Genomic DNA, 26,182 nt, shown 5'->3' on the forward strand with positions numbered 1-26,182 from the left:
CGGGTTGGTCTTTCGCGCCGCTCATGCACTCTGGTCGAACAGCAACCCATTGAGCGAACGCCCTTGTCGGGAGGAAACACCAAACATCGATTGCAAATTGGACAACGCTTCCTTGGCCACGTTGTAGGCATCCAGCGCGTCAGCATTTTGACTGTCGTACTTTCCGCCCGTCGCCAATTGAAACAGATCGGCCAACGCGTTTTGCGTTGCACTCAGCGTCGTGCCCGTCAAAGGTGACAACTGAGACGCGCGATACGGCTCTGAAGCCGCGCCATCGGCGGTGATGGTGAAGTTGTCAAAGCTGCCACGAAAACCTTCGGCGAGTTGAAAGCCGATTCGAACACCGTCCTGCTCGAATTCATAACGCCCGTTGACCTTTTCGACTTCTTGACCGTTGATCGCAAATTGCTCGCGTTTAGCTGATGCGCTATAGGTGCTCGGAGAACCAGTGCGACGGGTAGCGGTGGCCTCCGAATCAATATCAAACGCGTCGAAGGCACCGAGATACCCGTCAACAAATGCGAGGTCGATCGAACTGTCACCGATGGAAATCGCAAAGGTATCGGTCGCTGACGTGTAGGTTTCGCCGTTGATGGTTGCCTGCCCGTCTTGTCCGTACGCATTGCCATTGCCGTCACCACCTGTGACAGAAAACTCATCTTCCTCTGAACGCAATGTGATTGGGTCGATCGCACCCGAAAATCCTGGTTCAACATCAAAGCTCATCTCAGCAGAATCGATCGTGATGTCAAATTGGTCGCCGTCGGCGATATAGGTCTGGCCGTTGAAGTTGGCCTCTGCATCAACCCCATAAGCCGCTCCAGTTTCATCTGCTCCTGAAAGATCGAAGCTGCCATCCGAGGTGGTCACTTCGATCGGATCGATCGCTCCCGTGAACCCAGACTGCACGTCAAAGGAGTATGAGCCCAGTGAATCCGCATAGTCGACATGGTTTCCGTCGGCGGTCACCGATTCACCATTGATGGTGAGTTGGGCGTCCGTGCCCGAGACGCTTCCATTGCCGTCACCGCCATCCATATTGAACGATCCCGAAGTCACATCCACTTCGACGATGCCCTTGGACCCTTCGCTCTGACTTTCCAATGTCAAAGTGCTTCCTGATACCCTCGCGACCACTCCTGTGTCACCAGTCTGGTCATTGATTTCATCTCGAAGCGAACTGAGCGATTGAAACGTCGACACTTCGATTTCTGCGGTGCCTAATTCACCAGTGAGGTTGAAGGTGGCGTTGCTTGTTGCGGCCCCAAAAAAACCATCGTAAGTCAGTTGTCCTTTGGTGGCCGTTTGGTCGACGGTGCCACTGAGAGTGTTGGTCGAGCGGGGCTCCGATGAGTTCACCGTGAACCCTTGAATTTGAGTTGCGTTGACTCCGTCCACATCGACGTACTGAGTGATGTCGTCCAATGTCACCTGAATGCTTTCCGATGATCCGACCGTTTGCCCACTGAACTGAAGGGTGTCGCCATCAATTGTCGCAGTCACTCCCGTCGATTCCGTCTCCGCATTGATTCGGTCACGAACATCCGTCAGTGTTTCCCCTTGAACGATCGCGAATTGCTCGCTGCCCAGTTCGCCGGAAAGGGTGAACACGGCGGTGTCGACCACCTTGCCTCCACTGCCTTGATATTGCAACTTGGCGGTGTCTGCAGCAGTGTTGACGGTCCCCGACAAAGTGACCTCGGCGCCGTCTGCGATGCTTTGCAAATCAAACCGAGAGATCTGTGCTGCATTGACGCCTTCAATCGTCGGCCGGAACTGACGAACGACGTTGGACAGCCGGATTTCCGCGTCGTCACCACGCAACTGCGATACAAGACGAAGCTCGTTTCCGTTGACTTCTGCTTTGACACCGGTGAACGCAGAAAGATTGTTGATCTTCTCTGCAAATGAAATCAACGATTCACCCCGAGTGGTTTCCACATTGGCGGTCCCAAGATCTCCCGTCAAATCAAAGTTCGCCGATCCGGATACCAAACCGCCAGTGCTGCCTTGATAGGTCAGTCTCGCAACCGTGGCCACCGAGTCCACTTGCCCTTGAATCGTTTTTGAGACGCCTTTCGGCAAACGACTCAGATCGACATTGTCGACCTGCGACTCGTTCACACCAAAGAGCTGATTGTCACCATAGTTGCGTCCGGTGCGGATTGGACGAACGGTCGCTTCCAACGACTGAGAACTTCGCGATGTCAAACGCAACTTCCCATTCAGCTCGATCGCATTGACTCCAACGTTCTTCGAAGAATTAATTTGTTGAGCCATGCCGGAAATGGAACGTCCCGGTTGAAATTGAATCCGCCGTTCCGAATCGCCAACCTTCACATCGAGGGTGCCGCCACCCTGCAACCGCCCCGCATCGGTGATCATGATTTCGGCGTTGCCAGCCTGTTGGGTGAGCCCACCCGAAAAACGAGCCGATGCATTCGGCGGCAGCGAGAGAATCTCCAAGTCTCGGAGCTGACTGGTATCCAGACCACTCACCACGGCGTTCGCAGATCCGCCCAACGTCAGCGATTGCCCAAGATGCTCACTGATTTCAGCCAGGGCCGTGTCGATGCTACCCTGTAGGTTTGTGAATGAACGACCGGTTCGAGCTGCATCCAATAGCTTTTCGCTGATGCCAGCGACCAGAGAATTCACCCGGTCAGACGTGGTGTCCACGCGACGGAAGAGTGTTTCGGATTCGGCCTGAGTGGATGTCCGGGCACTCAGTTGGAAATTCTCGACGAGGAGAGACCGACTAGCGAAACTCGTTGATGTACTGGAGCTGATTGTCATCGTAGGGGTACTTGGATTGGAACAGCAAACTGCCCATGTCTCCTAAGAAGGAACCCCCCGGCCCCAAAACTGACTTTTGCTGAGCCAGCACCTGAACTCTAGGTCAAAAAACGATCTGAAGCCGCACAAACACGCGATTTTTTCCACCATCAAAATCAAAATGACGCCATCGGGAGGCAATTTCGCCGCTACTTTCGAGCCGCAACCTCTCCTCAGCCCAGCGACTCGACCTGTTGGGGCCGCAACCTTCGACAGGTTAAAGTACCGACCTCCCACGTCGTTTTGGCTCAGACGAACGGTTGCCACTCGACCAGTCCCACCACCAAACCACAAGATTTCGTCATGGAAAAAGTGCTGATCGTCATCGGCGATGCCACCGAATTGTTGGACACGATGTATCCGTACTACCGATTGCAAGAAGCCGGATTCCAACCAGTCGTGACCGCACCCGAAAAGCGTCTCTACCAACTGGTCCTGCACGAGGTGAAACCAGGCTGGACAATCACCAAAGAATGGGAAGGTTACACGCTGGATTGCGACGTTCCCTTTTCCGAGGTGAAGGAAGACGACTACGCGGGCATCTTCTTCTCAGGCGGCCGAGCACCGGAGTACATCCGTTACGACAACGACTTGGTGCGAATCACCCAACACTTCTTTGACACCAACAAACCCATCGCCAGCGTTTGCCATGGAGTCGAGATCCCCGCCTACGCCGATCGAGTTCGCGGACGCCGAATGGCCACGGTTGCGAAGTGCCAATTCGACTTAGAAGTTTGCGGCGGCGTCTTCGTTGATGAACCATGCGTCATCGACGGCAACCTCGTCAGCGGACGCACCTACCGCGACAACGGTTTCTACATCGCGCCCTGGATCCAACAACTCGAAGCCGCTCGCGATTCCAAGAGCTAAGCAGACAGGAATTGGCGGACAGAACCATGAGAACCGTTCGGGCGTGAGCCCCGGTTGCACGTTTTGAAGTTGCGATTGTTCGTTGAATAGCCAACGGCCATCTTCAACATAGCCAGCGGGCAACGCCCCTGGACCAGGAGAGCACGGCCCCATTTTGGCCAATGGCCAAATTCAATTCAGAACATGTGGGTTGATGCTGGCCGTTGGCCAACACATTTCCCATCGTTCTCGATTCCTGGGGCGATGCCCCAGGCTACGATGATGAAGGCTTTTGGCCAACAAAACCGAATGCAAAAGAACAACTCCCAGGTGCACCGCCTGGCAATTTGACCTCCGTCCCCTTTTAGCAGGCGCGTCCCCTTTTAGCGGGCCGTCCCCTTTTAGCGGGCGTGGGCGACTGGGTTCGTTCAACTCATTGGCCGATGCGGTGGAAGTACCACACCTGGCTGGACCAATCCGCGGGTGGATGCAAACGAACCTCAGGGCCCGGAACATAGTCGCCGGCTGAGTTCTGGCCCTGAGCCTCGCGGGTCAGCACACCGTCTTCGGGTGCCCATCCGTTGACCAATCGAAAGCCACCGTTGCCGGCCGGAATGAAGAACCATTGCTGGCTCGTCCAAGCTTCATTGAGGGCCTGCATCCCGACGGTGCTGCCGGGAAGAATTTGACTGGGATCGTCGTTGGGGTCGGGCTGCCGAGTCAGATAATCCGCCCCATCGCCCCACAGGTTGCGAATGCGATAGGCACTCGCATCAATCCGTTCCAATTCCCACTTCAAGCTGGACCACGTCTCGGACTGATCGTCCAAGCGCTCGGCATAAACGTCGGTGCCCGGAACGAACTGGCCATCTGAATTGGGTTGGCCAAAGCGAGCCAAGTAGGACGTTTCCCACTCCCAACCGCTCGTCACCCGGTAAGTGTCAAAAGGCCGATTCAAAAGCGTCGCCTGCATCTCCAAATACGCCAACTTCGGCGAGATCGGAACGACGCCATCGCCGCCTGCGATCGGTGTTGCGAACATCGATGTTCCGGGTGGAATCACCGTGTCCGAGTACCCCGGACGACGATCCGCCAAAGTCAATGTGAAGTCCGTGTCCTGCAACCAAGAGGTCTCATCGGTGTAGTCCCACATCAAGAACGACTTGCACGCAGGTTGCTCGAGCGCGATCTGCAACAGGTTCGAAAACACGCGAGCTTGTCGCTGAAGTTGTTCCTGCGACGGCGGGCTGCCCGATGGATCTTCCGTGTGCACGGCGGCCACATCGCATTCGGTGATGAAGACCTGAAAACCCTCGTTGGCAAACCGCTGAAAGTTTTCGCGGATGCTGTCGTAGTTGGGTTCGTAACGGAGATCGAGCCAGTGGTTTTGAAAACCAACTCCGTCGATTGGAACACCTTGGTCTCGCAGTCGCTTGCACAACGCCAATAACCGATCCGATTTGTCGTTGACCGTTTCGGCGGAGTACTCATTGAGAATCAGCAACGCATTGGGGTCGGCATTATGAGCCCACTCAAACGCTTTCGCGATGTAGTCCGGCCCCATCGCCGCGTACTCTTTGTACGGCACGAAGTTCTCACCTGTACCAAGCCCCATCCGAAGTCCATCGGCATCCATCACATCGCCGTTGTCACCAATGACTTCGTTGACAACGTCCCACACCCAAACACCGCCGGACACACTGCCCGCCATCGTCGAGGTGTACTGCTGCAGAACTTGCTCGACGTCTTCGTTGGGAAGGTTTTGAAACCAAGGCAGTCGAACATTCTCGGTCGGATAGACCAATACATGAGCGTGAACCTGCATTCCGTTCTGAACCGCCCAAGCAACGTTTTGAGTCAGTCCCGAAGTATCGATCGGTTGAGCCGGATCGGTCCAAGGACCAAATGGCATGAACGCCTTTGCCGTCACCGCATTGAACTCCGAACGAGCCAGATCAAGGGCCGGCGTGTCGAGTGAGTCGGTGTCGTACCCGCCCATCACTCCGCCGATGGCGAAGTTGGGTGGAGCCAACTCCTTCAGCCGATCACCCGGAAACACCCCTTGGGCTGACGCCTGCCGGTGGACTCCCAACACAAGCGAAAACAGAACCAAGCACGAAACAAACAACGATCGATGTTTTGAGGAGAACATGATGCGACGGCCACTGGAATCATCCGGAAAATGGAGATCCTTTGGACCTCGCCTTCGCACAGATTGTAGACCGACCCGATCAGGAAGTCTTGGATTCGATCGATGCTCAAAATTTCCAATTCGCTTCGATAAATACCGCGTCATGCAAATCGAATTCAATCGTATCCTGCTCGTACTCGAGCGAACGGTTGAAGACGTAGCCGACCTCCACGCCCCATCCCCGATTGCCGGTCACCAAAGTCTCATAGCCACCAAAGACCCGAAGGCCATTCACGGTCAATTCATCGCTCTGGCCGTCTCGGGCACCACCTTCGCGGGTCACCGCCCACGTGTTGCCGCCGATCGAACCGCCGACAAAGGCCCAGCCTTCCGCCTGGCCTGGATCGACCCACAACCGTCGATTGATTTGCGGTCGCGGCATCATCAAATCAATCTTCCATTGCGGCGTCGGCGTCCAACTCAAACCAAACGCTGGCAACACACCGAGGTCACTGCGATCAAAGTACACCGCCCCCAATGACAGGCTCAGATCGTCGCGGCACTGCCAATTGACCAGTCCCAGCCCAAACAAGCGAAACGCCTTGTCACTCGTTGTGAAATCACTCCGAACAGACGGCGTAGCAATCACAATCGTCGAGACTCGTTCGTTCCACTTCTTACGGTGAAACAACGTGACACCAGTGCTGTAGAGCGTCTCAGGAGCATCCATGCCCGACAGACCGCTGAGATGGTCGGCACGAAAGAATGGACGCACACCGAGCAGGTTGTCGAGACTTCCCAAAGGAATGCCCGTGCTCAGGCGAACCTCCCAAAACGTCTCATCGAGCCCGCCAGTCGTTCCGGGGCCGACGGGAGAGCCACTGCCATCGGTCAGGAAACCGCCCAGCAATTCGCCACCTTGGAAGATTCCACGACGGAAGTTTTCGAGCTCAATCTCGGGCGGATCACCCGCCGACCATTGATTGGGCAGGTACTGCAGCGACACCGGTTGAGATGGCAACGCTTGCGTGACCGGAGGCTGGGCGTGAGCGATCCCAGCGGTGAACCAAAGAAAGCAACCACCCAGATCAAACGATTGCACTCGGCTGACGGTGCGAGATCGATACCGTGTGGCCTCATCCATGAGGTTTCACTCGTTCAGATGGAAATAGGGCTGACAGGAATCGAACCTGCACTCCCGAAGGAACTAGATCCTAAATCTAGCGCGTCTGCCAGTTCCGCCACAGCCCCGTGGCAACCAAACTCCAGTCTGGTCGTGTCTCAGTGCAAACCGTGCACGCATTCGACATGCGAGTCGAACATCGTTGCACGGTTGCTTCTCTCTCTTCTGGCGTTTTGCACTGCGGATTGCAACGCCAAAAATGTCGCAGTCCAGATCAACCGGCGCCGGGTTCACCACCTTCTGCAGCAACCGTTGGCACAACCCAAACCTTGAGGCTGGCGTCGACTTCGCTGTGCAGGTGAATTTTCACGGTGTACAGACCGAGTTCTTTCAAAGGACCTTCCAAACGGATTTGGTCTTGAGCCAAGGTGATGCCGCTGGCCTTGAGAGCATCGACGATTTCGTGAGGTCCGACACTGCCGTACAGATGACCTTCGTCGTTGGCGTTGGCTACAATCGTGATCGACTGCTTGGCCAATTCGTCGGCTTGTTCGCGGTAGCTTTTCAGCTTTTCCAATTCGATCGCACGCAATTTTTCGCGGTGCTTTTCGACCATTCGTTTGTGGTGGTCAGTCGCGATGGTCGCCAAGCCTTGTGGCAACAAGTAGTTCAACGCGTAACCGGATTTGACTTCGACCAAGTCACCTTGGCGTCCGAGGTGTTCCACGTTGTGGATCAACAGCAGTTCGATACCGCCGTTGGGTCCTTTGGGGAGACGCTTGAAGTGGCTATTCGCACGACGAGTCGCTGATTTTGACATGGTTCAGGGTCGAAGAAAAAGGGTTCTGATTCGGGTTGATCGGAGAAAACGCACGCGTCAGGCGGAGGTTTTTGACTTAGAACGGGATATCCGGTTCGTCGTAACCTGGGCCGTTTCCGGTCGGTTGTGAATCATGCGAGGAAGGAGTATTGGAATTGACGTAATTGGAAGGTTGCGAGTCGACCCGAGACGCACCCGAATTGGGTCGAGAGGCAGCGGGTCGTCCGCCTCCACCGCCGCCACCAGAATCACTTCGGCCGCCGATCATCTGCATGCGTTCGCCGATTACTTTGACCTTGGAACGCTTCTGACCGTCTTTTTCCCATGTATCCTGCTTCAGACGGCCTTCGACGAAGATGGGTGAGCCTTTGGAAAGGTATTCACTGGCAACTTCTGCGGTGCGTCCAAACAACGTGATTTCGAAGAACGAGACGTCTTCGACCCACTGTCCATCGGACGCTTTGCGTTTTTCGTTGACTGCGATTGAGAACTCCGCGACGGCCATTCCACTGGGCAAGTAACGCAGTTCAATGTCGCGGGTCAAATTGCCCATCAACATCACGCGGTTAAAACTTGCCATGGTTGAGTCCTCCCGGAATTCAAATCAATCGTGATCAAGCATCAGCGGTTTCAGCAACCGCTTCGCCGGAGTTTTCGGACGATTCTTCTTCAGCACCTTCCGCACCGGTTGGCCCGCTGAAGTGTTCACCACGAGCGTTCGCCAAAATGGGCTCAACCAAGCGTGGGTCCAACTTGATTGTCAGTTCACGGATCACAGGCTCCGCCAATGCGAAAGCTCGCGCCAACTTGGTCAAATTTGGACCTTCCATGCTGAAATAAATCAGGTAGTAGGTGCCCTTTTGGTGCTTGTCGATTGGATAAGCGAGCTTTTGCTCCATCCACATCCGGCTGACTTGCACTTCACCACCGTTTTCGGCGATCAGCTCTTCGAGCTGCTTCGCGACTCCACCGGGGTCGCGTGCGTAGTGGTTGCTATCGAGGATGAAAAGCGTTTCGTAAGTGTTGACTTTTGCCACGGGACAGATCGCGGGAGGTGCGGGAATGGGAAAAAAAGTGACTAAGCGCCGCTGGCGGCATTGTAACGGTTCATTGCTTCCGTCACTCCGTTGGCCACCCAGCAAGCGGTGGCGTCGCAGGAATGCACGATGGCATGTTCCATTTCTTCGAGTTCAGTTTTGTCAAACTTGCCCAAAACATAATCAGACACCTGCCATTTTGCTGGCGGACGTCCGATTCCGATCTTTAGTCTCGCCCATTGCTCGCTGCCTAGGTGACGAATGATGTCGACCAGGCCTTTTTGACCACCAGCAGAACCAGATCGACGCAATCGAACGCGACCGGTTTCGAGGTTCAAGTCATCACAAATGACGAGGATGTCTTCCAAGGAAAGTTTGTAAAAATCAATTGCCTTGCGGACACTTTGCCCACTGGCGTTCATGTAGGTATGCGGGCAAAGCACCAAAACCTTTTCGTTTTCGATGCGACACTCGCTGATTTCTCCCTCAAATTTGGTCGTCGGGGGAGAACCGACAAACCGACGCACCAGGGCGTCGGCGACCATGAATCCGATGTTGTGTCGGGTTTGATCGTATTTCCGACCAGGATTCCCCAAACCGACGACTAATTTCACTCGTCTGCTTCGCCGGAACCCTTGCTGATCACTTCAGGTTCCGCCAAGGCGTCGCCTGCTTCAGCGATTTCTTCATCGCGTCGAGCTTAGATGTGTGCAATCACCGTGTAGCCGTCGGTGATCAATTCCACACCCTCCGGCAGCGTCAGATCATTGGCCGTTTTGTGTTGACCAACCCCCAGTTCGCTGACCTCCAAAACCAAGTGGTCCGGGTTCGATCCAGCCGAGCAACGAATTTCAACTTCGTGAACGTTTTCAAGCAACATGCCACCTTCGCGAACGCCAACGGCTTCACCGTGTTGCACGATCGGCACGCTCAATTCCACTTTTTCCTTCAGGTTGACCCGAATCAGGTCCATGTGCAGCACTTCAATCCCCAAGGGATCCCACTGCATGTCGCTGACCAAAGCGGTCTCTTCAACATCGCCAGCCAATTGAACTGTCTTGCTGTGGTGACGCAGCAGGCCTTTGACCTGAGCCGAAGGAACCGCCAAGTGTTCGTTGGCTTCGCCGTGACCGTACAAAACTGCTGGAACATGACCGTCGCGACGCAAACGGCGAGTGGCGGCCGTGCCGGTGGATTCACGTTTGGTGACTTGAATGACGTCCGTCATAACGGGGACCGACCTGGGCAAAAAAAGTGGGTATGGAAGGGGAAAACCGCTGTGAAATCGTGTTCGCAGCCATCATCGTTGAATCAAAAACGGCACTTTGAGAAGTGCGATTCCGAACACGGGGCGCGGGATTCCTGGCGGAGCAATTTTTCGAAGCACGGCAGTATGCCGATTTCCAGCCTGTCTGCAAGGCCAAAACTACCTGTTTTGCGTCCTCGATCCAGTTGCACTGGCAATGGCATCGTTGATCGCTTCCAGCATCTGACTCAACTCGGCTTGGTCAAACGTTCGGTTTCCCAGGTGCTCTCGCAAAGCAGAGGTCCAGGGAACGGACGTTTTTCCAGGCAATTGCTGCAGCGCAAAAGCTCGATCGCTGGGGATCGTCCAGGAGATTTCGTTTCCATCGACATGAATCGCACGATCCTCCACCGTATCAGCCGGAATGAGGTGAATCGGCATCGCAGCCTCAATCGCCCACCGCTTCGCCCCCGGCGGCGTGCGTTCTTCGTTCAGCAACCAAACCGCCATGGCGGTCCGCCCCGTTTGGGGATGCGTCCAAACCAGATGCCGCATTCGACGATCAACGTGCTGGTTGTTGATCGACATCAACGCGGTGACATCGAAGACGATCAGCGACGTGGTTTGAATCACCACAATCGGCGGATCCATCATCGCTTCGTTTTTGGCCAACACCCGACTGGCGATCATTCCGAGGTCTGCGCCCAGCGATTCGGCTTTCTCTGAGTTGACGATCGTCGGACGCTTGCCAATCCGATACGAATGCCCCATCCCCACTTCACGGAGCTGGTGCTCACTGTTCTCTTGAACGACGGTGGCCATGATTGCCAACCCAAACAGACTGCTGTTCTGACGCACCAAGTCGGTGACGTCTCCAACGTCACCATGGGTCAGCTTGGGCGTGCCCAAAAACAACAGTTGATTGAATCGATCTCGCGGCATCGACTGGGCCACCAAACCAGGCGGCAGTCGCACGACCCCGGAGTCGATGCCCCAAGTCGCTTTGGCCTGCGGTTGCTGGGCCGCGACCGAACGCATGCCAAGCACTGATGGCAGCAGCACGCTCGCGAAAATCAGACCACCCCAAACGGCAAACGCCAAACCAACCTGAAGCAGGCGGGTTTGGCGATGCGAGTCAGATTCCAAAAGGATTCGTTCCATCGGGAAGTCAAAGTGCTCAAGCACTCTTGGTCGTTGGCATTTTGAACAACTCTTGCTTCCCGGTCACGATCGCTTCGTCGATCGTGTAGACCTTGCCGTCTTCTTGTTCGGGCAGGTCGTACATGATGTCCAGCATCACGTCTTCCATGATGCCCCGCAAACCACGAGCCCCGACGCCCTTGTCGACCGCTTTTTGAGCAATCGCGTGCAGGGCTTCTTCGGTGAACTCGAGTTCGCAATTCTCCATCGCGAACAACGCTTGGTACTGCTTGACCAGCGAATTCTTGGGTTCGGTTAGAACTTGAATCAGACCTTCCAAGTCGAGCGGTTGCAGGTAACTGATGACCGGCATCCGACCAACAAGCTCCGGAATCAAACCGAACTTCAGAATGTCTTCGGTTTGGACCTGAGCGACCAATTCACCCGCGGTTTGCTCGTTGCGAACGTTAGCACCTTCACCGAATCCGAGCGTGCGATGACCCAGACGACGGCGAATGATTTCTTCAATCCCGACGAACGTTCCGCCGCAGATGAACAGAATGTTGCTCGTGTCCAACTGGATGTACTGCTGCTCGGGATGCTTGCGTCCGCCTTGCGGTGGAACGTTGGCGACGGTGCCTTCCAGCATTTTCAACAGACTCTGCTGAACGCCTTCGCCCGAGACGTCACGAGTGATCGAGACGTTGCCGTTGGTGCTGCCGATTTTGTCCACTTCGTCGATGTACAAAATCCCACGCTGAGCGGCTTCGACATCGAAGTCGGCTGCGTGCAACAATTTGAGCAACAAGTTCTCGACGTCTTCACCCACGTAACCGGCTTCGGTTAGCGTGGTCGCATCGCCGATTGCAAACGGCACATTCAACATGCGAGCGAGTGAGCGAGCCAGCAGCGTTTTGCCGCTGCCAGTTGGCCCGGCCAACAGGATGTTGCTCTTCTCGATCTCGACTTCGCCGTTGCTGCCATCAGCGCCATTGCTCAGTCGCTTGTAGTGGTTGTGAACAGCCACCGCCAAAACACGTTTGGCAGAGCCTTGTCCGATGACATAGTTGTCCAGGTGCTCAACGATCGACCGCGGCGACGGGATATCGCTGAATAGTGACTTGGACGGACCGCGACGACGTTGTTCCTGGTCCAGAATGGATTGACACAAGTCAATGCACTCGGCACAGATGTAAACGTCTCCGGGGCCTTCGACGAGGGGACCGACGTCACGGTAACTCTTACGACAGAAGCTGCAAAACGCATTCTTCTTCGTCGCTGCGCTGCCGCGGCGAGAGTTCGAAGTTTCCTTGGTGGGCATACACGACTCCTTACTTTTATGAGTCCAACATTGCGAGCTCGTCCCTCGGCGTCGGCGGATGACGATCAATGAGGTTTTCGCGAGCAATCGAGCGTCGACACCGAATTCGGCGTTCACGCTTGATTGTACGCGATTCCTCGCATCCACCGAACATTGAAGGCTCGTTCTCGCAAAAGAACTCGACACATCGAACGGATCGGCCACGACTCGAATGCTTTTCAACACCTTGTGACCCGGATTTGCATCCGAATCAACCCGCGCCGAAGGAACATCCTTGTCCTCGAAGCTCGAGCCACTCGTGGTTTGGTAATGGGTTTCATCTGGTGTCGATGATTGGTATGCCCATGAATTGGGAGGGCGAATCATCAACGGCGTTATTGGGTGACAACAAGATCGGTTGTTTTCGACAGCTCACCATTTTTCCGGTGCCTTGATCGTTCAGGTTCACGATTCGTTCTCGCCCGCCTCGTCGGAACGAAGCGGAGGAAAAGAACCGGGACCGGAATCGGCCTGGGAGGCGGAGGGAACCGGAGGATCAGTTGTCGAAGCGGAAGTTGACCGCGTTGCTGCTTGTATAGTTCGGAATTCCTCTTCGCTGATGTCACCTTTGCGTCGCATTTCTTCCAGGTTTGCGAACACTTCTGGGGTGTCTAGCTGGTCGTCAGTGTTGTAGTCGCGCAACCTTGCCAACACCCAAAATGCGAGTGCAATCAAGATGGCTAGAACCACTAGAGCAATGCCAGCCTGCACGGCCGGTTTTGCAATCACATCTGTCACAACCGAGACTTCGTTCATAAGTGCTGACTTGGAAGTTCGACACCGTCTCGAACTCGCGGACGAGTCCTCGCCGGTGCACTTTGATCATAGGAGTGTCCTGGTCGGACGGTCCACTTGCAATTGTCGCAAAAAACAAGGCTTTCAGGTTTCACGAATCCCGTTTCACGCCCGCTCGCATGCCTGACGCCACCACCGGCACTGCAAAAGGTGCTGCATTGCTAGACGCGGAATTCGCAGGCCTTGTTCACTGTGCCCCTCGACCCGAGCGATCACGGGCCCAGCGAATCCCATTTTCCCCAATGTCTCGGAGACCCGCCGAAGCGACAGCTCGCCCGTGCCGATCGGCGTGTCGTCTCGCCCGACCGTCCCCAGCGGCAATTCGCGAGGCGGCGGGCCCGGCCACCGATGATCGCACAAATAAACGAGCTTCAACCGTTCTGCGTTTCGCTGCAGCCGCGCTCCCAACGGCATCTCCCCCGCCGCAACCATTTCACCCAAATCGGCCGCCAACCCCAATTCGACCGTCGGGGACAACCACTGACACATTCGCTCAAACTCAGCGACGCTTGAAATCGCATGCCCGGTCGCGGGCCGCAGTGCAATCGAAACGCCCCGTTTCTCGGCATACGAAGCCAGCGATTCCAGCCTCGCGGCCAATCGCTCCAAATCCGATTCGCTCAATCCTGGCGAAAATTCGTCTCGTGGCCAGACGCCTGATCCCAACGTCAACACGGTTCCCGGACGCCGTTCGGCCATCCGAATCCAGTGCTGGCACCACTGAACGGTGGTCTGCACCAAATCTTCATCTGGATCGACCAACGACGGCATCGCCGCTTTCTCGCTATCCAGCACAAACGGTGATTCGGTGTCGATCACGACCTGACAACGATGCAATCGAGCTTCATCTAGAAAGCGATCCCAGGAGTCTTTTTCCGCTCCGCTCTCCGCGTTCAATGAAAACACACCGCCAGCGGCCCCCTGCTCCCAGGCAAAAATTCCCCGCCGCGGGCGAACGGCGATGCAGCGGTACCCCATCGACGCCAACGATTCGACCACCGAGATCGGGTCGTGCAACAGCAACCCGCCCGCGTGGTAACCCGGTGTCATCGACATGATGGTAACCTTGCGTCTTGAATCATCGCTCCCTTTCGGTGGCTCCCAAACGGATTCATCTGGCAGTGAACAGACAAACCTCGAAGAATGTGCGAATGGCTCAGCGTCCAACGGGCACTTTGCTCGGTGGACGACAGTCCAACTTCCGAGCAGTCCCGCTCAAAGCTTGGTTGCCGTTCCCGCCCCGCCTTCGCTCCACTCGCTTTCCACTGTAGCTGAATCTCCATGTCAGATTCTCCCACCGCATCGTCCTCCACCGACAACCCGTACGACGTCGGTGATGCGACAACGCCAACCAACGTGGATCCGGGCATCCAAACGACGAACGACGGTCCAATCGATTCGCTCAGTCACCCTTCGTTCATCGGTTTCATCGCGACCCAGTTCTTTGGCGCGTTCAACGACAACCTGTTCAAACAGTTGCTGCTGTTGCTCGCCATCCCCACCGCGGTCGCGGCAACCGTCGCGGATGGGACTGTGATCGAAGGAGCCGCTGCGGTCGAAGTCTCCGGCGAGCTGACGGATGGACGCGCTGCAAAACCAGCCGGCGGAGGTGACTTGCAAGGGATCGCGACGGTGGTCTTCGGGTTGCCATTTGTTCTCTTCGGCGGCTTGGCGGGATACCTGGCGGATCGGTACAGCAAACGCACGATCATTGTGACCAGCAAGGTCGCCGAGATCGTCATCATGGGACTCGGTCTGCTTGCGTTCCTCGCCACGCCGATGATCGGATTCGCCGGACTTTGGATTGTGCTGTTCTTGATGGGCCTGCAAAGCACGTTCTTTGGCCCCGGCAAATACGGCATCATGCCGGAGATGTTGTCAGGCAACCAACTCAACCGCGGCAACGGCTTGGTTTTGATGACCACATTCATCGCGATCATCATCGGCACCGCGGTCGCCGGTCCACTGAAGGATTCGATCGTGCCGGCGGGAGTCCCACAAATGGAAGCCGCCTCCGGTTTGTGGATCGGTTCGCTGGTGTGCGTTGGGATCGCGGTGGTCGGAACGGTCACCAGCTTGCTGATCATTCGTCTGCCTGCCGCGGATCCAACCCTAAAACTCAAAGCTGAATACTTGGCCATCCCGAAAGCGATGCGGACACTTTTGAAAAAAGACACGCCATTGTTGATCGCCTTGCTGGCGTCCTGCGTGTTTTGGTTGATCGCCGGCCTGACCATCCAGGCCGTCAACTCGCTTGGCAAAACCCAACTCGAAATTTCTGACACAAAGACCAGCCTGATGGTGTCCCTGATCAGCGTCGGCATCGCCGCCGGCGGCGCTGCGGCAGGTGCTCTGAGCCGAAAACTGTCCGACAAAGTCGTGATCCAAATCGGCATGTGGGGCGTTGTCGCGTTCTGTGCCGTGCTCGCGATTTCGCTTCCCGGCGGCCGACACCTGCTGGGCTTTGGCGGTTCGATTCCCGTGCTGATCCTGCTCGGTGCATCGGCGGCGTTTTTCGCGATTCCGATTCAAGTGTTCCTACAAGCCCGCCCGCCCGAGGAACTCAAAGGCCGCATGATCGCGGTCATGAACCAAGCCAACTTTTTCGCGATCGTGATGTCAGGCGTGCTGTATCAAATCCTCAACTCGATTCTGACCTCCGCTGATCTGCCGCGAAGCACCGTGTTCGGCGCGATGGCAGTGTTGTTCTTGCCCGTGGCAATCTTTTATTGACCTTCGCTCGAGCGAACGGTTTTGCCAGTCGCCACCGAACCAACCACGCCCGCCAACTGTTGATTTGATCGATTTCACAACCCGACGCGTGAGTTTTGAAGTTGCGCTTTTGCGTGAGGCATTGGTTTTTCATAACCCGACGCGTCAGCGAGGCGAAGTCAACATGGTTTTTCCCTCGCTGACGCGTCGGGTTATGAAAAAGCTGACGCTTCGGGTTTTGAGAAAATCGCAACTTTTTTGAGAAAAGCGCAACTTCAAAACGCGTGAGCGAGGGACCCACAGGCTCGTTGCAATGGCACGCGATCCCTCGCTAACGCTTCGGGTTAGGATTCAATCATTGGCCCGCCCGCCAACTGAAGAGGTCGTGCAGTTTTGAAGTGCGGTGTTGCCAAGCGTTTCTCATCACCCTCCCCCTGGAAGGGTCGAGCGAAGCGAGGGAAGGGTGAAATGAAACGGCACGACCTTTGAAATGGATACGGTGGCCTGCCTTCGGGCACGCGTCCGCCTGTTCAATCCTTTCATCCCACCAGCAATGCCATCGCGGCGAGCCGTTGCAGATTGGACGCCAGCTTGGCGGTCACCATGGGTCGCAAGTGTTCTGCTCCCGTGACGACCTGGTCTCCTTCGACCAACCCGCCATTGGCCATCGCGTAAGCGACCATGCTCTCAACCAAACCCGCGTGATCTGTTTGTCCATCGCAGCAACGAATCAAGTGAGCCGTTGTGTCGTCCAACCGAATGGGTTGGTGACGCAGGTTGGTGACCGTGTCGCCCAGCAAAACCTGCTCTCGCGATAGCGCGGTGGATCGTGGATGCGACGACACTTCACGGCAAACTTTCGTCGGCGATGCACTGACGGACACCAAACCCACGCGAACGAGGTTGAACAGGTCCGCTTGCAAGGTTGCCAACGAACTGGGCTCTTCCGTCTCAACCACCGCACACAGCTCTTGGTAACTCATCGACGCGGGATACTCAGCGACCAAACACGCGATCGCTTGTCGTGTTGTGGGATCTTCCACAGTCCCACTCAGCCCATTGGAACCGGTGATCTGATCGCCGTCGAAATTCGACGTGGTCACAAAGTGCATCGACTCCATCGCGGACGCTTGCATCTGCTCGCTGACGGCAACCGATTCGTGACACAGCAACGTTTGCCGAAACGTTCGCCGCCGAAAGAAGTCCAGGGTTTGGCCGCGGCGAATCTTGGGCAGTGACGCCAGTGCGGACGCAACATCGGGACGAACTTGTTCATAGGTGGAATCGCCCCAATCCGCTTCAGCAATCACCTGCAAGCATTGGGTCCCCGCTTCCGCCGCGAATTCATGGAAGTAGCGGGGCCGGTTGGTGTCTTCGAATTGCTCGTGATAGATGTACGCTTCGTTGGCTTGATCGAGTGCCTTCAGTTCTTCTTCCAAAGCCAACCGGTAGGCAGACCCTTCAGGAACATTCTGCGCGACCGAACGCAGCAGGGCTTTCCCATGCCGAAGTCGTTTGTGCGGGTCCTCGATCCCATCGGCGTGATGTCGCATGATGTCACGAGCCATCTGGCGTTGATGCCAACCTGGGTAGGTGTTGTAGCTGACCAAGGCAATTCCATTGGTGGACAACCGCATCTGACAAATCGCCAGAATCGCTTGCCGTACCTCTTCCGGCACCCAGGAATAAACCCCATGAGCGATGATGTAATCGAAACGGTCTTCATCGCTTTCTGCTTCTGTGACCCAATCCTCGATCCGTCCGTGGTGCAACTGAATGTTGGAAAGACCGAGCTTGCCAATCATCGCGTTGCCCGTTTTCACATGACCGGCGGTCAAATCGATTCCCTCAAAGTGACTGCTCGGCAAAAGTGTTGCCAGCGAAATCAAATTGCCGCCGGGCCCACAAGCCAATTCCAAAACGCGACACGACTCCGGCGGTGGTGCATTCACTCCATGCAGCCGAGCGATCGCGGCCATATTGCCCGGATGAGTCGCCGGGTGAATGAAATCAGGATAAGGGACTTCGTCGTAGTTGCTCATCAACGTTGCAATCGGAGAGAGGGAGGAGGCGTCCTCTGAATCTTTCGCCCCATGAACCAGCATTCATGATGATATGATCGGCGGCCAAGTTTATCACGCGCGACATCGATCGCAGACCACGCTTTCCGATCCAGGGGACACCGTTGAACGAGATTTTTCCACGATTGGTGTGCGGTCTGGGCATCGTGGTGTTCGTGACCTTGGCGTGGTCCATCAGCACCGATCGACGGCGATTTCCCTGGCGAATTGTGATCGGCGGCCTGATGCTGCAATTCACGCTCGCCGTGCTGGTGCTGCAAACCCACCTGGGCCGCAAAACATTCAAATACATCGGTGATGGTTTTCAAACGCTGATGAGTACGGTCGACGCCGGCTCGGGTTTTCTGTTTTCAACCGGCCCCGCCAACCCGCTGGGCGACTCACTGTTGGCAACCTTCGCGTTCGGAGTTCTGCCAACCGTGATTTTCTTCTCCTCGCTGATGAGCGTGCTGTATCACCTCGGTGTGATGCAACGCATCGTTTGGGCGATGGCCTGGGTGATGAAGTTCTCGCTGAAAACCAGCGGCCCCGAAACATTGGCCGCTGCCGCAAATGTCTTCGTCGGTCACACCGAAGCTCCTTTGGTCGTTCGACCTTACCTGTCGAGAATGAGCCGCAGCGAACTGTGCGCGATGATGACCGGCGGATTCGCAACCGTCACAGGAGGCTTGCTGGGTGCGTACGCGAAAATGGGAGTGGACATCAGCCACCTGCTGACCGCATCCATCATCAGTGCCCCCGCCGCCCTGTTGATCGCAAAGGTCATGGTGCCGGATACCGCAGCGGATTTGACCAGCGATAGTGCGGCTCGCAGCTCAACGGACAACGACGAAGCGATGACGCTGAACATCAAGCGGACTCATGTGAACGCAATTGCCGCCGCGGTGGAAGGCGCCAGCGATGGATTGAAGCTGGCTCTCAACGTGGGCGCGATGTTGATCGCATTTCTCGCCCTCATTGCACTGATCGATTTGCTGCTCGGCGGCATCTGCACCACCTTCCGCTGGGTGGACTCCGACAAAGATCCCTTGATCACTCTTGGTGTGATCCTTGGTTACGCCTGTTGGCCACTGGCTTGGCTGCTCGGAATTCCCGCCTCAGAATGCCGAGCGGCGGGCGAACTGATCGGGCTGAAAACCGTCGCCAACGAATTCATCGCCTATCAACAACTTGGCCAACTCGTTCGTGCCGACGAACCACCCATCAGCGAACGCACCGCGACCGTGTTGACCTATGCCCTGGCGGGCTTCAGCAATTTCGCAGCGATTGGAATTCAGGTCGGCGGGATCGGCGGATTGGTCCCCGATCGAAAATCCGACCTGGCTTCCCTTGGACTTCGAGCCATGTTCGGTGGGTTGCTCGCGTGCTGCATGACCGGTGCCATCGCTGGCATGATGCTCTGAACCATCGCCAGTTCCAAATCGAGCGACGCAGAAACGGACATTGAGTTATACTACGGGTTCCTACCGATTGCCCCTCCCGCACTCCGAGTGAACACCTTGAACGTCCGCCGTTTGCATCTCATCCCTGCCCTGATTCTGCTGTTCGTCGCCGCTGCCGTCGTGCCCCAGACCAGCCTGGCAGAAACTCAGAAACTCATTTTGGTCGCCGGCAAACCCTCGCACCCACCCCGAATGCACGAGTTCAATGCAGGCGTGCAACTGCTGGCTGATTCGCTGAAAGACGTCGAAGACCTGGACGTCGAAGTGGTCCTGAACGGATGGCCCAAAGACGAAGCTGTATTCAAGAACGCAGATGCCGTCATCTTTTACATGGACGGTGGCGGACGCCATGAAATCGTGCAGGAAGACGGCCGTCGCCTGAAAATGATTGACGAGTGGGCCAAGAACGGAGTCGGCCTGGGCTTCATGCACTACGGCGTGGAAGTCTTGACCGATCAAGCCGGCGACGAAATGAAACGCTGGATCGGTGGCCACTATGAACACCAGTTTTCATGCAACCCAATCTGGGAACCCACCTTCGCGGTCTTCCCCGATCACCCCGTCACCAACGGTGTCCAACCGTTCCAAGCCAATGACGAGTGGTACTTCAACATGCGTTTCTTGTCAGGAATGCCCGGCAACGAAGCGAAAGAAATTGATGGCCTTCAATTCCAACCGATCCTGTTAGCCAAACCATCCGACGATGTTCGAGATGGCCCCTATGTCTACCCGCGAGGCCCCTACGCGCACATCCAAGCATCCGGCGGCCGGGCCGAAGCGATGATGTGGGTGGTTGAACGTCCCGATGGAGGTCGCGGATTCGGGTTCACCGGCGGTCACTTCCATGACAACTGGGGTATCGAGGACTATCGCAAAGTCGTGCTCAACGCGCTGGTCTGGACCGCGAAAGGCAACATTCCCGAAGACGGCATCCAATCCACCGTCACCAAGGAACAATTGGATCAAAACCTGGACCCCAAGAAACCTCGCAAGAAGAAGTGAGCAGGCAGCCCAGGAACGTTTGAGTTTCATCTCTTAGCCGCTTGGACGCTCGCTTTCCGACCCCTCCCGCTGCACGGGCGGGGTTCTTAAGGCATTGCAAACGCAGCGTTTGAGAACTGCACGACCTCCTGCGTTCAGGAGGGTGATATCAATCTTGCGAGCACGACACTCAAAAACTGCACGCCTCCTCCGGGGAGCGGGAAGACTGTTGTTTTGCCGGAGGTGCCACCAAGCTGTTCCGGCTTGTTCACGCACAAAGAGCTTGATGCCAATTTGTCTGAGTGTCCGAACCGACGCTTAGAACATCACCGGTTTGCCACATTCGCGGCGAACGGGAACGACCTGTCCGGCGTGCATCATCGGATGCGTCCCAATCAGAATCATCATGTCGCCAACGGTCGGGCAAAAAGCTCGCATCTGTTCTGGAGCTGGATCATCGAGTTTGGATTCATCCATCGCTTCGAGAGCCGCCAACGTGTTCGCGCGAACCTTGGTCATCAAGTCCAAGTATTCAGCCAGTGTGTTGAACTTCGATGCGTCATCGCAATCCACATTGTCTTTGTGATGGACCTCTTCAAAGCCTTCGGGCAATTCCGTTTTGAATTCCGGAAACATCCCACCCAGCATCCTCACTTCTGCAACCACCAAGTGCCCGATCTGCCAGGCCAAATGATTGCAACCTTTTCCCGGTCGACGCATCAGATCCGCATCTTCCAAGTCACCGAGATAGCCTCGAAAGACCATGTCGCTCAAGTTCATTGTCGATCGAATCGCATCTTTGACTTGCACTGCAATCACCCTCGTTTGAATGGGAGTTGGCTCTCCGAACTGGACGAGGCTGAATTGAATCGAAACGAAACCCAGCGAGCCGACCGGGTGAGTCTAACCCATCCCACACGTCTCGAAACCGCGGCTCAAGCGAGACAGCTGGCGCCAAATTCCACAAAGACCGAATCCACCAAGGCTGGTGCAAACACGGCAGATGAAGATTCGAAGAATTCGTTGTCGTGCGTGTGATCATGCTCTGACTCGTCATGATGGTCATCTTCATGGTCATGCTCGTCGTCGTGGCCAGCATGATCATGGTCCGCCAGAAGAACGGAAACCACTGCAGAAACAAAACCATCGAGATGCAGCTCGCTGGGTTTGTGCGGCCCCATCTCGTCAGCAAGCGTTGCACTGGAATCTGCAACCGGTGGAGTGAATGCGGTTGCGGATGAACTCGCGGTGATCGCCTCCGAACTTCCAGAGGCCGGACCGGAGAGCGTGTTGATGACTCGCAACGCATCCAATGAAGTGATCTGGTCGTCACCGGTGACGTCGTAGTAATTCCCCTCCTCCAACGCTTCGTCGCCGATGCTGATTTCGGAAGCACTCGCCGCATTCAAGGCGTTGATCACTCGCAAGGCATCCAATGCAGAGACTTCACCATCCCCTGACACATCAGATGGCTGCAGAAGATTAGTGGGGCTGGCGTTGTTGATGGCTTGGAATCCAGCGGTCGATGCGATTTGATACTGCTCCGCCGTGGTGCGAGCTTCAAAAAGCAGCACATAGTTCTGGTTTGCGGACAACGTCGCGGACAACTCGCCCGCACCATCGTATTGGCCGATGGTTTCGAGTTCTTCGTTGAGCACAAAGAACGATTCGGATGGCGTCGCAGCTCCAACCTTGGTCACTCGCAAAGTCGTGTTCGCCGTAGCACGAAACTGATAGGCCACCGGAAGACTGTTGCCCGGAACTATGATTGCGGCGTTACTGAACTCGGGTGCGTTCAGTTGCGTTTGTCCAACCGGCGAACCGTCGTCGTCTAAGATGGTGATCAACGCTTCTGCGTTCGCACCCAGTTTGGCGACATTCGAATCAACTAACCGAACCGTCAACGATTCAAGCCCCTCGTTGGTTGTGTTGTCGACCACATTCACGGTCATCGTCGCCGTGCGTTGACCGGATGCAAAATCAAAGGTGGCTGGAGTGACCGTGTAATCGGAATTCACCGATGCTGTTCCTGAAATCGCCACCGGCACCGAGATGCTTTGAGAAGGCGCCGCCGACAAAGTCGCACGGAGCACCACCGCGCCCTCCGATTCAGGAACGGTGTTTTCGAATGTTGTGATCTGAACCGTCGGTCGAGTGTCCGGCGTCAGTTCCCAACCAATGTCATCCATGATTGCGTAATCGAGTTCGCTGAGCATCCCGTTGAAATGACTGGTCATCGTCGTTGGAACCACGTCGAGAACCGAGCTGGCCAAGTGGCTGCTGCCGTTCATCGGAACGCTTGCCGATCCTGGGAAAACCGCGTTGGCCTCAGGCCCCGTGAATTTTCCGCCGGAAACATAGCGACTGAAGGAAGGCGCTGTCCCGAACCCCAACACATGAGCAAACTCGTGCGACACCAACGCTCGGAAGTCCGCTTGCCCCGACTCACCTGTTCCCACGGCTCCAAAGTTCCAATCCACTTCGCTTCGCGTATCAATGGTGATCGCGCCCACCACCGGTGCAAAATCGCTGGGTGTCGATGCAGCCGCCCCCGTCTCGCCCCGAGTGGTCAGATTGTTGATGAATGCGTTGGCCTGATTGACGCAGGCTTGGTCGGGACAGTTGTACCCCACCCCAAACGAGTTGTAGCCTCCCAAGCCGCGAGTCCGCCCGGTCAGATTATTCCCACGAACGTACACGACGATTTCATTGGCTGCCGCACGAAACGATTGCGGCAACGCGGTGAGAGCCCCAGTCCGCGGATCCAAAACCGCTGGCTGCCACTGAATCTCCGATCGGCTCGGCGGATTGATCGCGGCCAAGGTGTCGTTGAACCGGGATACCACTTCGTCCAACGCTTCCTGCATCACCGCTTTCGCTTGAGGATAGCGAGTCGTAAAAAAATCGCTGCTGTCCAGCGAAAAATCCAACCGAACTCGAAGGACACTTTCGCCCTCGGCTTCGCGTCCAGAACTGTCTCGCGAGGACACGTCTTCCACAGCCGCCATAGCGGACGGCATCGAAACCTCGCCCCAGCCAGCAGGGGCCTGCGGACCAATCATGGGATCGGCAGCCAACAAGCGTCGATGTTCCAAGTTTTCAACGCGAAGGCGTCGGGAAGAGTTCTGCATGCATCCGGCTCGATTAGAAAAGCAGCGCGTCGGTCCTATCTTGGTCCGCCACGCAGATGCATTCTACGGGCCGGCAAAGTCAAAGCGAGACGCGCAAAACGAATTGAGTGGAATCACGGACGCAGATCCCAATCCTTCATCTCGCCTAGAAGTTCCTCTCGCGTCAAGTTGAAATGCAGGGGGGTCAAGGTCACACACCCCTCGCGAAGCTGGGTCACGTCAGTCATCTCCGCAGGCGGTTTGTCGGGTTGTGTCCACAGGGCCCAATAGTAATCACGCCCCCCGGGGTCCTGACGTTTTTCATAACGTCGTCCGTATTGAGCCAAGCCCATCGGCACGACCTTCACTTCGCTTGCCGATTCCGTCGCCGCCGTGGGAACATTCAAATTGAACAGCCCACCACGAGACTCTTCATGGCGAACGATTTCACCGATAACGTTGCGTGCGATCACCGCCGCCGCGTCGAAATCATTGTCGTCTGAATTTTCCAGCGACACGGCGACGCTGGTGACCCCAAAGAACGCACCTTCGATCGCGGCCGCAACCGTGCCGGAATACAGCACGTTGATTCCGGCATTCAACCCGTTGTTGATCCCGCTGACGACCAAATCAATGGGTTCGTCCACGAACAACTCAGCCAAGGAAAGCTTCACGCAATCGGCCGGCGAACCTTCGACCGCCCAAGCCCAATGAACACCATCGCGGTGAATGGATTTTGGAACCAGCGGTGTCAGATAGGTGATCGAATGACCAACACCACTTTGCTCCGTTGCCGGAGCGACTGTGATGACCTCGCCCAAGTGACGCAGTTGTTGACGCAGTGCCGCCAGACCTGGGGCATGAACGCCATCATCATTCGTTAACAGAATTCGCATGAGAAAAGTTTGTCCATCGATGTATGCGGCTCGAACCAATCCGAAGATAGGTTATGAACTGCATGACAACATCGAACAACCCGGACGGTGACGCGCCCACTCGGGTCGCTTCTCGGCAAAGCGTTCTTTCCCCGGTTGATCGTCATACGGTCGACGTAGAACTTCCAACAACTCACTCACCAACGAATCGTCGCCCTTGTCACACGCATCAATCGCCAACTGAGCCAAGTAGTTCCGCAAAACATACTTCGGATTGACCGCATTCATTCGCTGCCGCCGCTGCGAATCATCGGCAGGAAAACCATCGTCCGCCAGGACCCGCGATTGATAGGAACGCATCCAATCCATCAACGCCTGCTGGTACTCTTCCGTGACCTCGTCGGCAACGTAGTGCGCCTCCGATAGATGACCAAGCACGGACGCCAGCTCCAATGCAATCGGTTGCTCTCGCGTCCCTAGCTCAATGTCCGCCAACCGCCGATAGAAAATCGTCATGTCGGTCTCGGCCAATTGCAACAACGTCAACAACGAGTCGACCAACTCGTCATCGGTCTCACTGTCGTACTTGGACAGCCCCAGCTTGCCTGCCATCATCGAGTGCCAGCTTTTTTGAAACTCCTCAACATAAACCGCGATTCCACGTTGCAACGGTTCCGCTTCCTTGACCAACGGAACCAAAGCATTGGCCAGCGCCACCAAGTTCCACTGGGCGATCTGAGGCTGATGTGCGTAGCGATACCTTCGCCCTTGCGCGTCGGTGGTGTTCGGCGTCCAGTCGGGATCGTAATCCTCCAGCCAACCGTATGGGCCGTAGTCAATCGTCAGCCCAAGAATCGACATGTTGTCGGTGTTCATCACACCGTGGACAAAGCCGACTCGCATCCAGTGCACCACCATCTCCGCGGTCGTCCGGCAAACTTCCTCGAACATCGCCGCGATCACGTCGGGACCAATCTCGGCATCTGACCCCGATAGCAAGTGCGGGAACTCTGAACGAATCGTGTGTTCCACTAGCGTTTGCAATGTCTCGGTGTCTTCCCGCGAAGCGAAGATTTCGAAGTTGCCAAACCGGATGAATGAGGGTGCGACTCGGCACACGATCGCACCCAGTTCATGTTCGGGATGCCCGTCGTAGAACATGTCGCGAAGCACCTTCTCACCGGTCAACACCAAACTGAGAGCCCGCGTGGTCGGCACGCCCAAGTGATGCATCGCTTCGCTGCAAAGAAATTCGCGAACGCTCGATCGCAGAACCGCCAAACCATCCGCGGTCCGAGAATACGGCGTCAGCCCAGCCCCTTTGAGCTGCAACGTCCAGTGCTTCTCATCTGCGGTGACCACTTCGCCAAGATTGATTGCCCGGCCGTCCCCCAGTTGCCCGGCCCAGTTTCCAAACTGGTGACCGCCGTAGCACATCGCAAAAGGATCCATGCCCTCGGCCAGAGCGTTGCCGGCCAAAACCTCGGTCAGCTCAGCCGATCCCAACCACTTCGGATCCAAACCGATCAGCTCAGCGACTTCTTTGGCACCGGCCACCCATTTCGGAGCCGAAACCGGCGTCGGTTGCACTCGCGAAAAACCCGCTTGGTGAACTTGGCGAGTGAAATTTCGCGGCTCCGGGTCC

Annotated in this window: 20 protein-coding genes, 1 tRNA gene and 1 pseudogene; 4 read left to right on the forward strand and 18 right to left on the reverse strand. The window is 56.1% G+C overall.

Annotation, left to right across the window (positions count from 1 at the left end; genetic code table 11):
- Positions 1–21: 21 nt before the first annotated feature.
- The gene (locus tag ACF8AM_RS21280; protein ID WP_392557583.1) at positions 22–2,658 is read right to left on the reverse strand and encodes a flagellin hook IN motif-containing protein; all 2,637 of its coding nucleotides are present in this window, start codon (positions 2,656–2,658) and stop codon (positions 22–24) included.
- A gap of 420 nt (positions 2,659–3,078) precedes the next feature.
- Here ACF8AM_RS21280 and ACF8AM_RS21285 point away from each other — a divergent pair, with 420 nt between their 5' ends.
- Entirely contained in the window at positions 3,079–3,705 is a 627-nt protein-coding gene (locus tag ACF8AM_RS21285; RefSeq protein WP_392557584.1) for a DJ-1/PfpI family protein, read from the forward strand.
- 412 nt (positions 3,706–4,117) lie between these two features.
- Here the strand turns inward: ACF8AM_RS21285 and ACF8AM_RS21290 are convergent, their stop codons facing one another.
- From ACF8AM_RS21290 to ACF8AM_RS21345, 12 genes and pseudogenes are all read right to left on the reverse strand, one after another.
- Complete coding sequence (locus ACF8AM_RS21290; RefSeq protein WP_392557585.1) at positions 4,118–5,836, reverse strand: endo-1,4-beta-xylanase; 1,719 nt, start codon at positions 5,834–5,836, stop codon at positions 4,118–4,120.
- Positions 5,837–5,942: 106 nt separating this feature from the next.
- Positions 5,943–6,959, reverse strand: coding sequence for a DUF6268 family outer membrane beta-barrel protein (locus tag ACF8AM_RS21295; RefSeq protein WP_392557586.1), 1,017 nt, complete (start codon positions 6,957–6,959; stop codon positions 5,943–5,945).
- A gap of 25 nt (positions 6,960–6,984) precedes the next feature.
- Positions 6,985–7,066 (reverse strand) — tRNA-Leu (locus tag ACF8AM_RS21300).
- 146 nt (positions 7,067–7,212) lie between these two features.
- The gene (gene rplI, locus ACF8AM_RS21305) at positions 7,213–7,758 is read right to left on the reverse strand and encodes a 50S ribosomal protein L9 (RefSeq protein WP_392557587.1); all 546 of its coding nucleotides are present in this window, start codon (positions 7,756–7,758) and stop codon (positions 7,213–7,215) included.
- Between the two features lie 76 nt (positions 7,759–7,834).
- A complete protein-coding gene (locus tag ACF8AM_RS21310) occupies positions 7,835–8,338 on the reverse strand; it encodes a single-stranded DNA-binding protein (RefSeq protein ID WP_392557588.1) in 504 nt (167 codons plus the stop codon).
- 34 nt (positions 8,339–8,372) lie between these two features.
- Complete coding sequence (rpsF, locus tag ACF8AM_RS21315) at positions 8,373–8,795, reverse strand: 30S ribosomal protein S6 (RefSeq protein ID WP_392557589.1); 423 nt, start codon at positions 8,793–8,795, stop codon at positions 8,373–8,375.
- 41 nt (positions 8,796–8,836) lie between these two features.
- A complete protein-coding gene (gene pth / locus ACF8AM_RS21320; protein WP_392557590.1) occupies positions 8,837–9,409 on the reverse strand; it encodes an aminoacyl-tRNA hydrolase in 573 nt (190 codons plus the stop codon).
- Positions 9,406–10,023 (reverse strand): annotated as a pseudogene (locus ACF8AM_RS21325) (50S ribosomal protein L25). The gene pth and the pseudogene ACF8AM_RS21325 overlap by 4 nt, the downstream one beginning before the upstream one ends.
- A gap of 198 nt (positions 10,024–10,221) precedes the next feature.
- Complete coding sequence (locus ACF8AM_RS21330; RefSeq protein WP_392557591.1) at positions 10,222–11,202, reverse strand: pyruvate kinase; 981 nt, start codon at positions 11,200–11,202, stop codon at positions 10,222–10,224.
- 16 nt (positions 11,203–11,218) lie between these two features.
- Complete coding sequence (gene clpX, locus ACF8AM_RS21335; protein WP_392557592.1) at positions 11,219–12,502, reverse strand: ATP-dependent Clp protease ATP-binding subunit ClpX; 1,284 nt, start codon at positions 12,500–12,502, stop codon at positions 11,219–11,221.
- A gap of 444 nt (positions 12,503–12,946) precedes the next feature.
- Positions 12,947–13,297 carry a hypothetical protein gene (locus ACF8AM_RS21340; protein WP_392557593.1) on the reverse strand — a complete coding sequence of 117 codons (351 nt, stop codon included), beginning with the start codon at positions 13,295–13,297 and terminating at the stop codon, positions 12,947–12,949.
- Between the two features lie 144 nt (positions 13,298–13,441).
- Complete coding sequence (locus ACF8AM_RS21345) at positions 13,442–14,392, reverse strand: sugar phosphate isomerase/epimerase family protein (RefSeq protein ID WP_392557594.1); 951 nt, start codon at positions 14,390–14,392, stop codon at positions 13,442–13,444.
- Between the two features lie 225 nt (positions 14,393–14,617).
- Between ACF8AM_RS21345 and ACF8AM_RS21350 the strand changes: the two genes are divergently transcribed.
- Positions 14,618–16,069, forward strand: coding sequence for an MFS transporter (locus tag ACF8AM_RS21350; RefSeq protein WP_392557595.1), 1,452 nt, complete (start codon positions 14,618–14,620; stop codon positions 16,067–16,069).
- Positions 16,070–16,587: 518 nt separating this feature from the next.
- On the opposite strand, the gene ACF8AM_RS21355 is transcribed toward ACF8AM_RS21350, so the two are convergent.
- A complete protein-coding gene (locus ACF8AM_RS21355; RefSeq protein ID WP_392557596.1) occupies positions 16,588–18,090 on the reverse strand; it encodes a methyltransferase regulatory domain-containing protein in 1,503 nt (500 codons plus the stop codon).
- Positions 18,091–18,233: 143 nt separating this feature from the next.
- Between ACF8AM_RS21355 and ACF8AM_RS21360 the strand changes: the two genes are divergently transcribed.
- Together ACF8AM_RS21360 and ACF8AM_RS21365 are read left to right on the forward strand one after the other, a co-directional pair.
- Positions 18,234–19,532, forward strand: a complete 1,299-nt coding sequence (locus tag ACF8AM_RS21360; protein ID WP_392557597.1) for a NupC/NupG family nucleoside CNT transporter — start codon at positions 18,234–18,236, stop codon at positions 19,530–19,532.
- 87 nt (positions 19,533–19,619) lie between these two features.
- Positions 19,620–20,573 (forward strand): ThuA domain-containing protein, encoded by a 954-nt coding sequence (locus ACF8AM_RS21365; protein WP_392557598.1) that lies wholly within the window; start codon positions 19,620–19,622, stop codon positions 20,571–20,573.
- A 297-nt stretch (positions 20,574–20,870) separates the two neighbouring features.
- Here the strand turns inward: ACF8AM_RS21365 and ACF8AM_RS21370 are convergent, their stop codons facing one another.
- From ACF8AM_RS21370 to ACF8AM_RS21385, 4 genes are all read right to left on the reverse strand, one after another.
- The gene (locus ACF8AM_RS21370; protein WP_392557599.1) at positions 20,871–21,332 is read right to left on the reverse strand and encodes a DinB family protein; all 462 of its coding nucleotides are present in this window, start codon (positions 21,330–21,332) and stop codon (positions 20,871–20,873) included.
- Positions 21,333–21,487: 155 nt separating this feature from the next.
- Entirely contained in the window at positions 21,488–23,683 is a 2,196-nt protein-coding gene (locus tag ACF8AM_RS21375; RefSeq protein WP_392557600.1) for a dockerin type I domain-containing protein, read from the reverse strand.
- Positions 23,684–23,796: 113 nt separating this feature from the next.
- Positions 23,797–24,558: a 5'/3'-nucleotidase SurE gene (gene surE, locus ACF8AM_RS21380; protein ID WP_392557601.1), complete on the reverse strand. Its 762-nt coding sequence runs from the start codon at positions 24,556–24,558 to the stop codon at positions 23,797–23,799.
- 51 nt (positions 24,559–24,609) lie between these two features.
- Positions 24,610–26,182, reverse strand: a 1,573-nt coding sequence (locus tag ACF8AM_RS21385; protein WP_392557602.1) for a YdiU family protein, incomplete at its 5' end; no start/stop codon positions are given.

The organism is Rhodopirellula sp. JB055, from assembly GCF_043100905.1.
Lineage (GTDB): Bacteria > Planctomycetota > Planctomycetia > Pirellulales > Pirellulaceae > Rhodopirellula.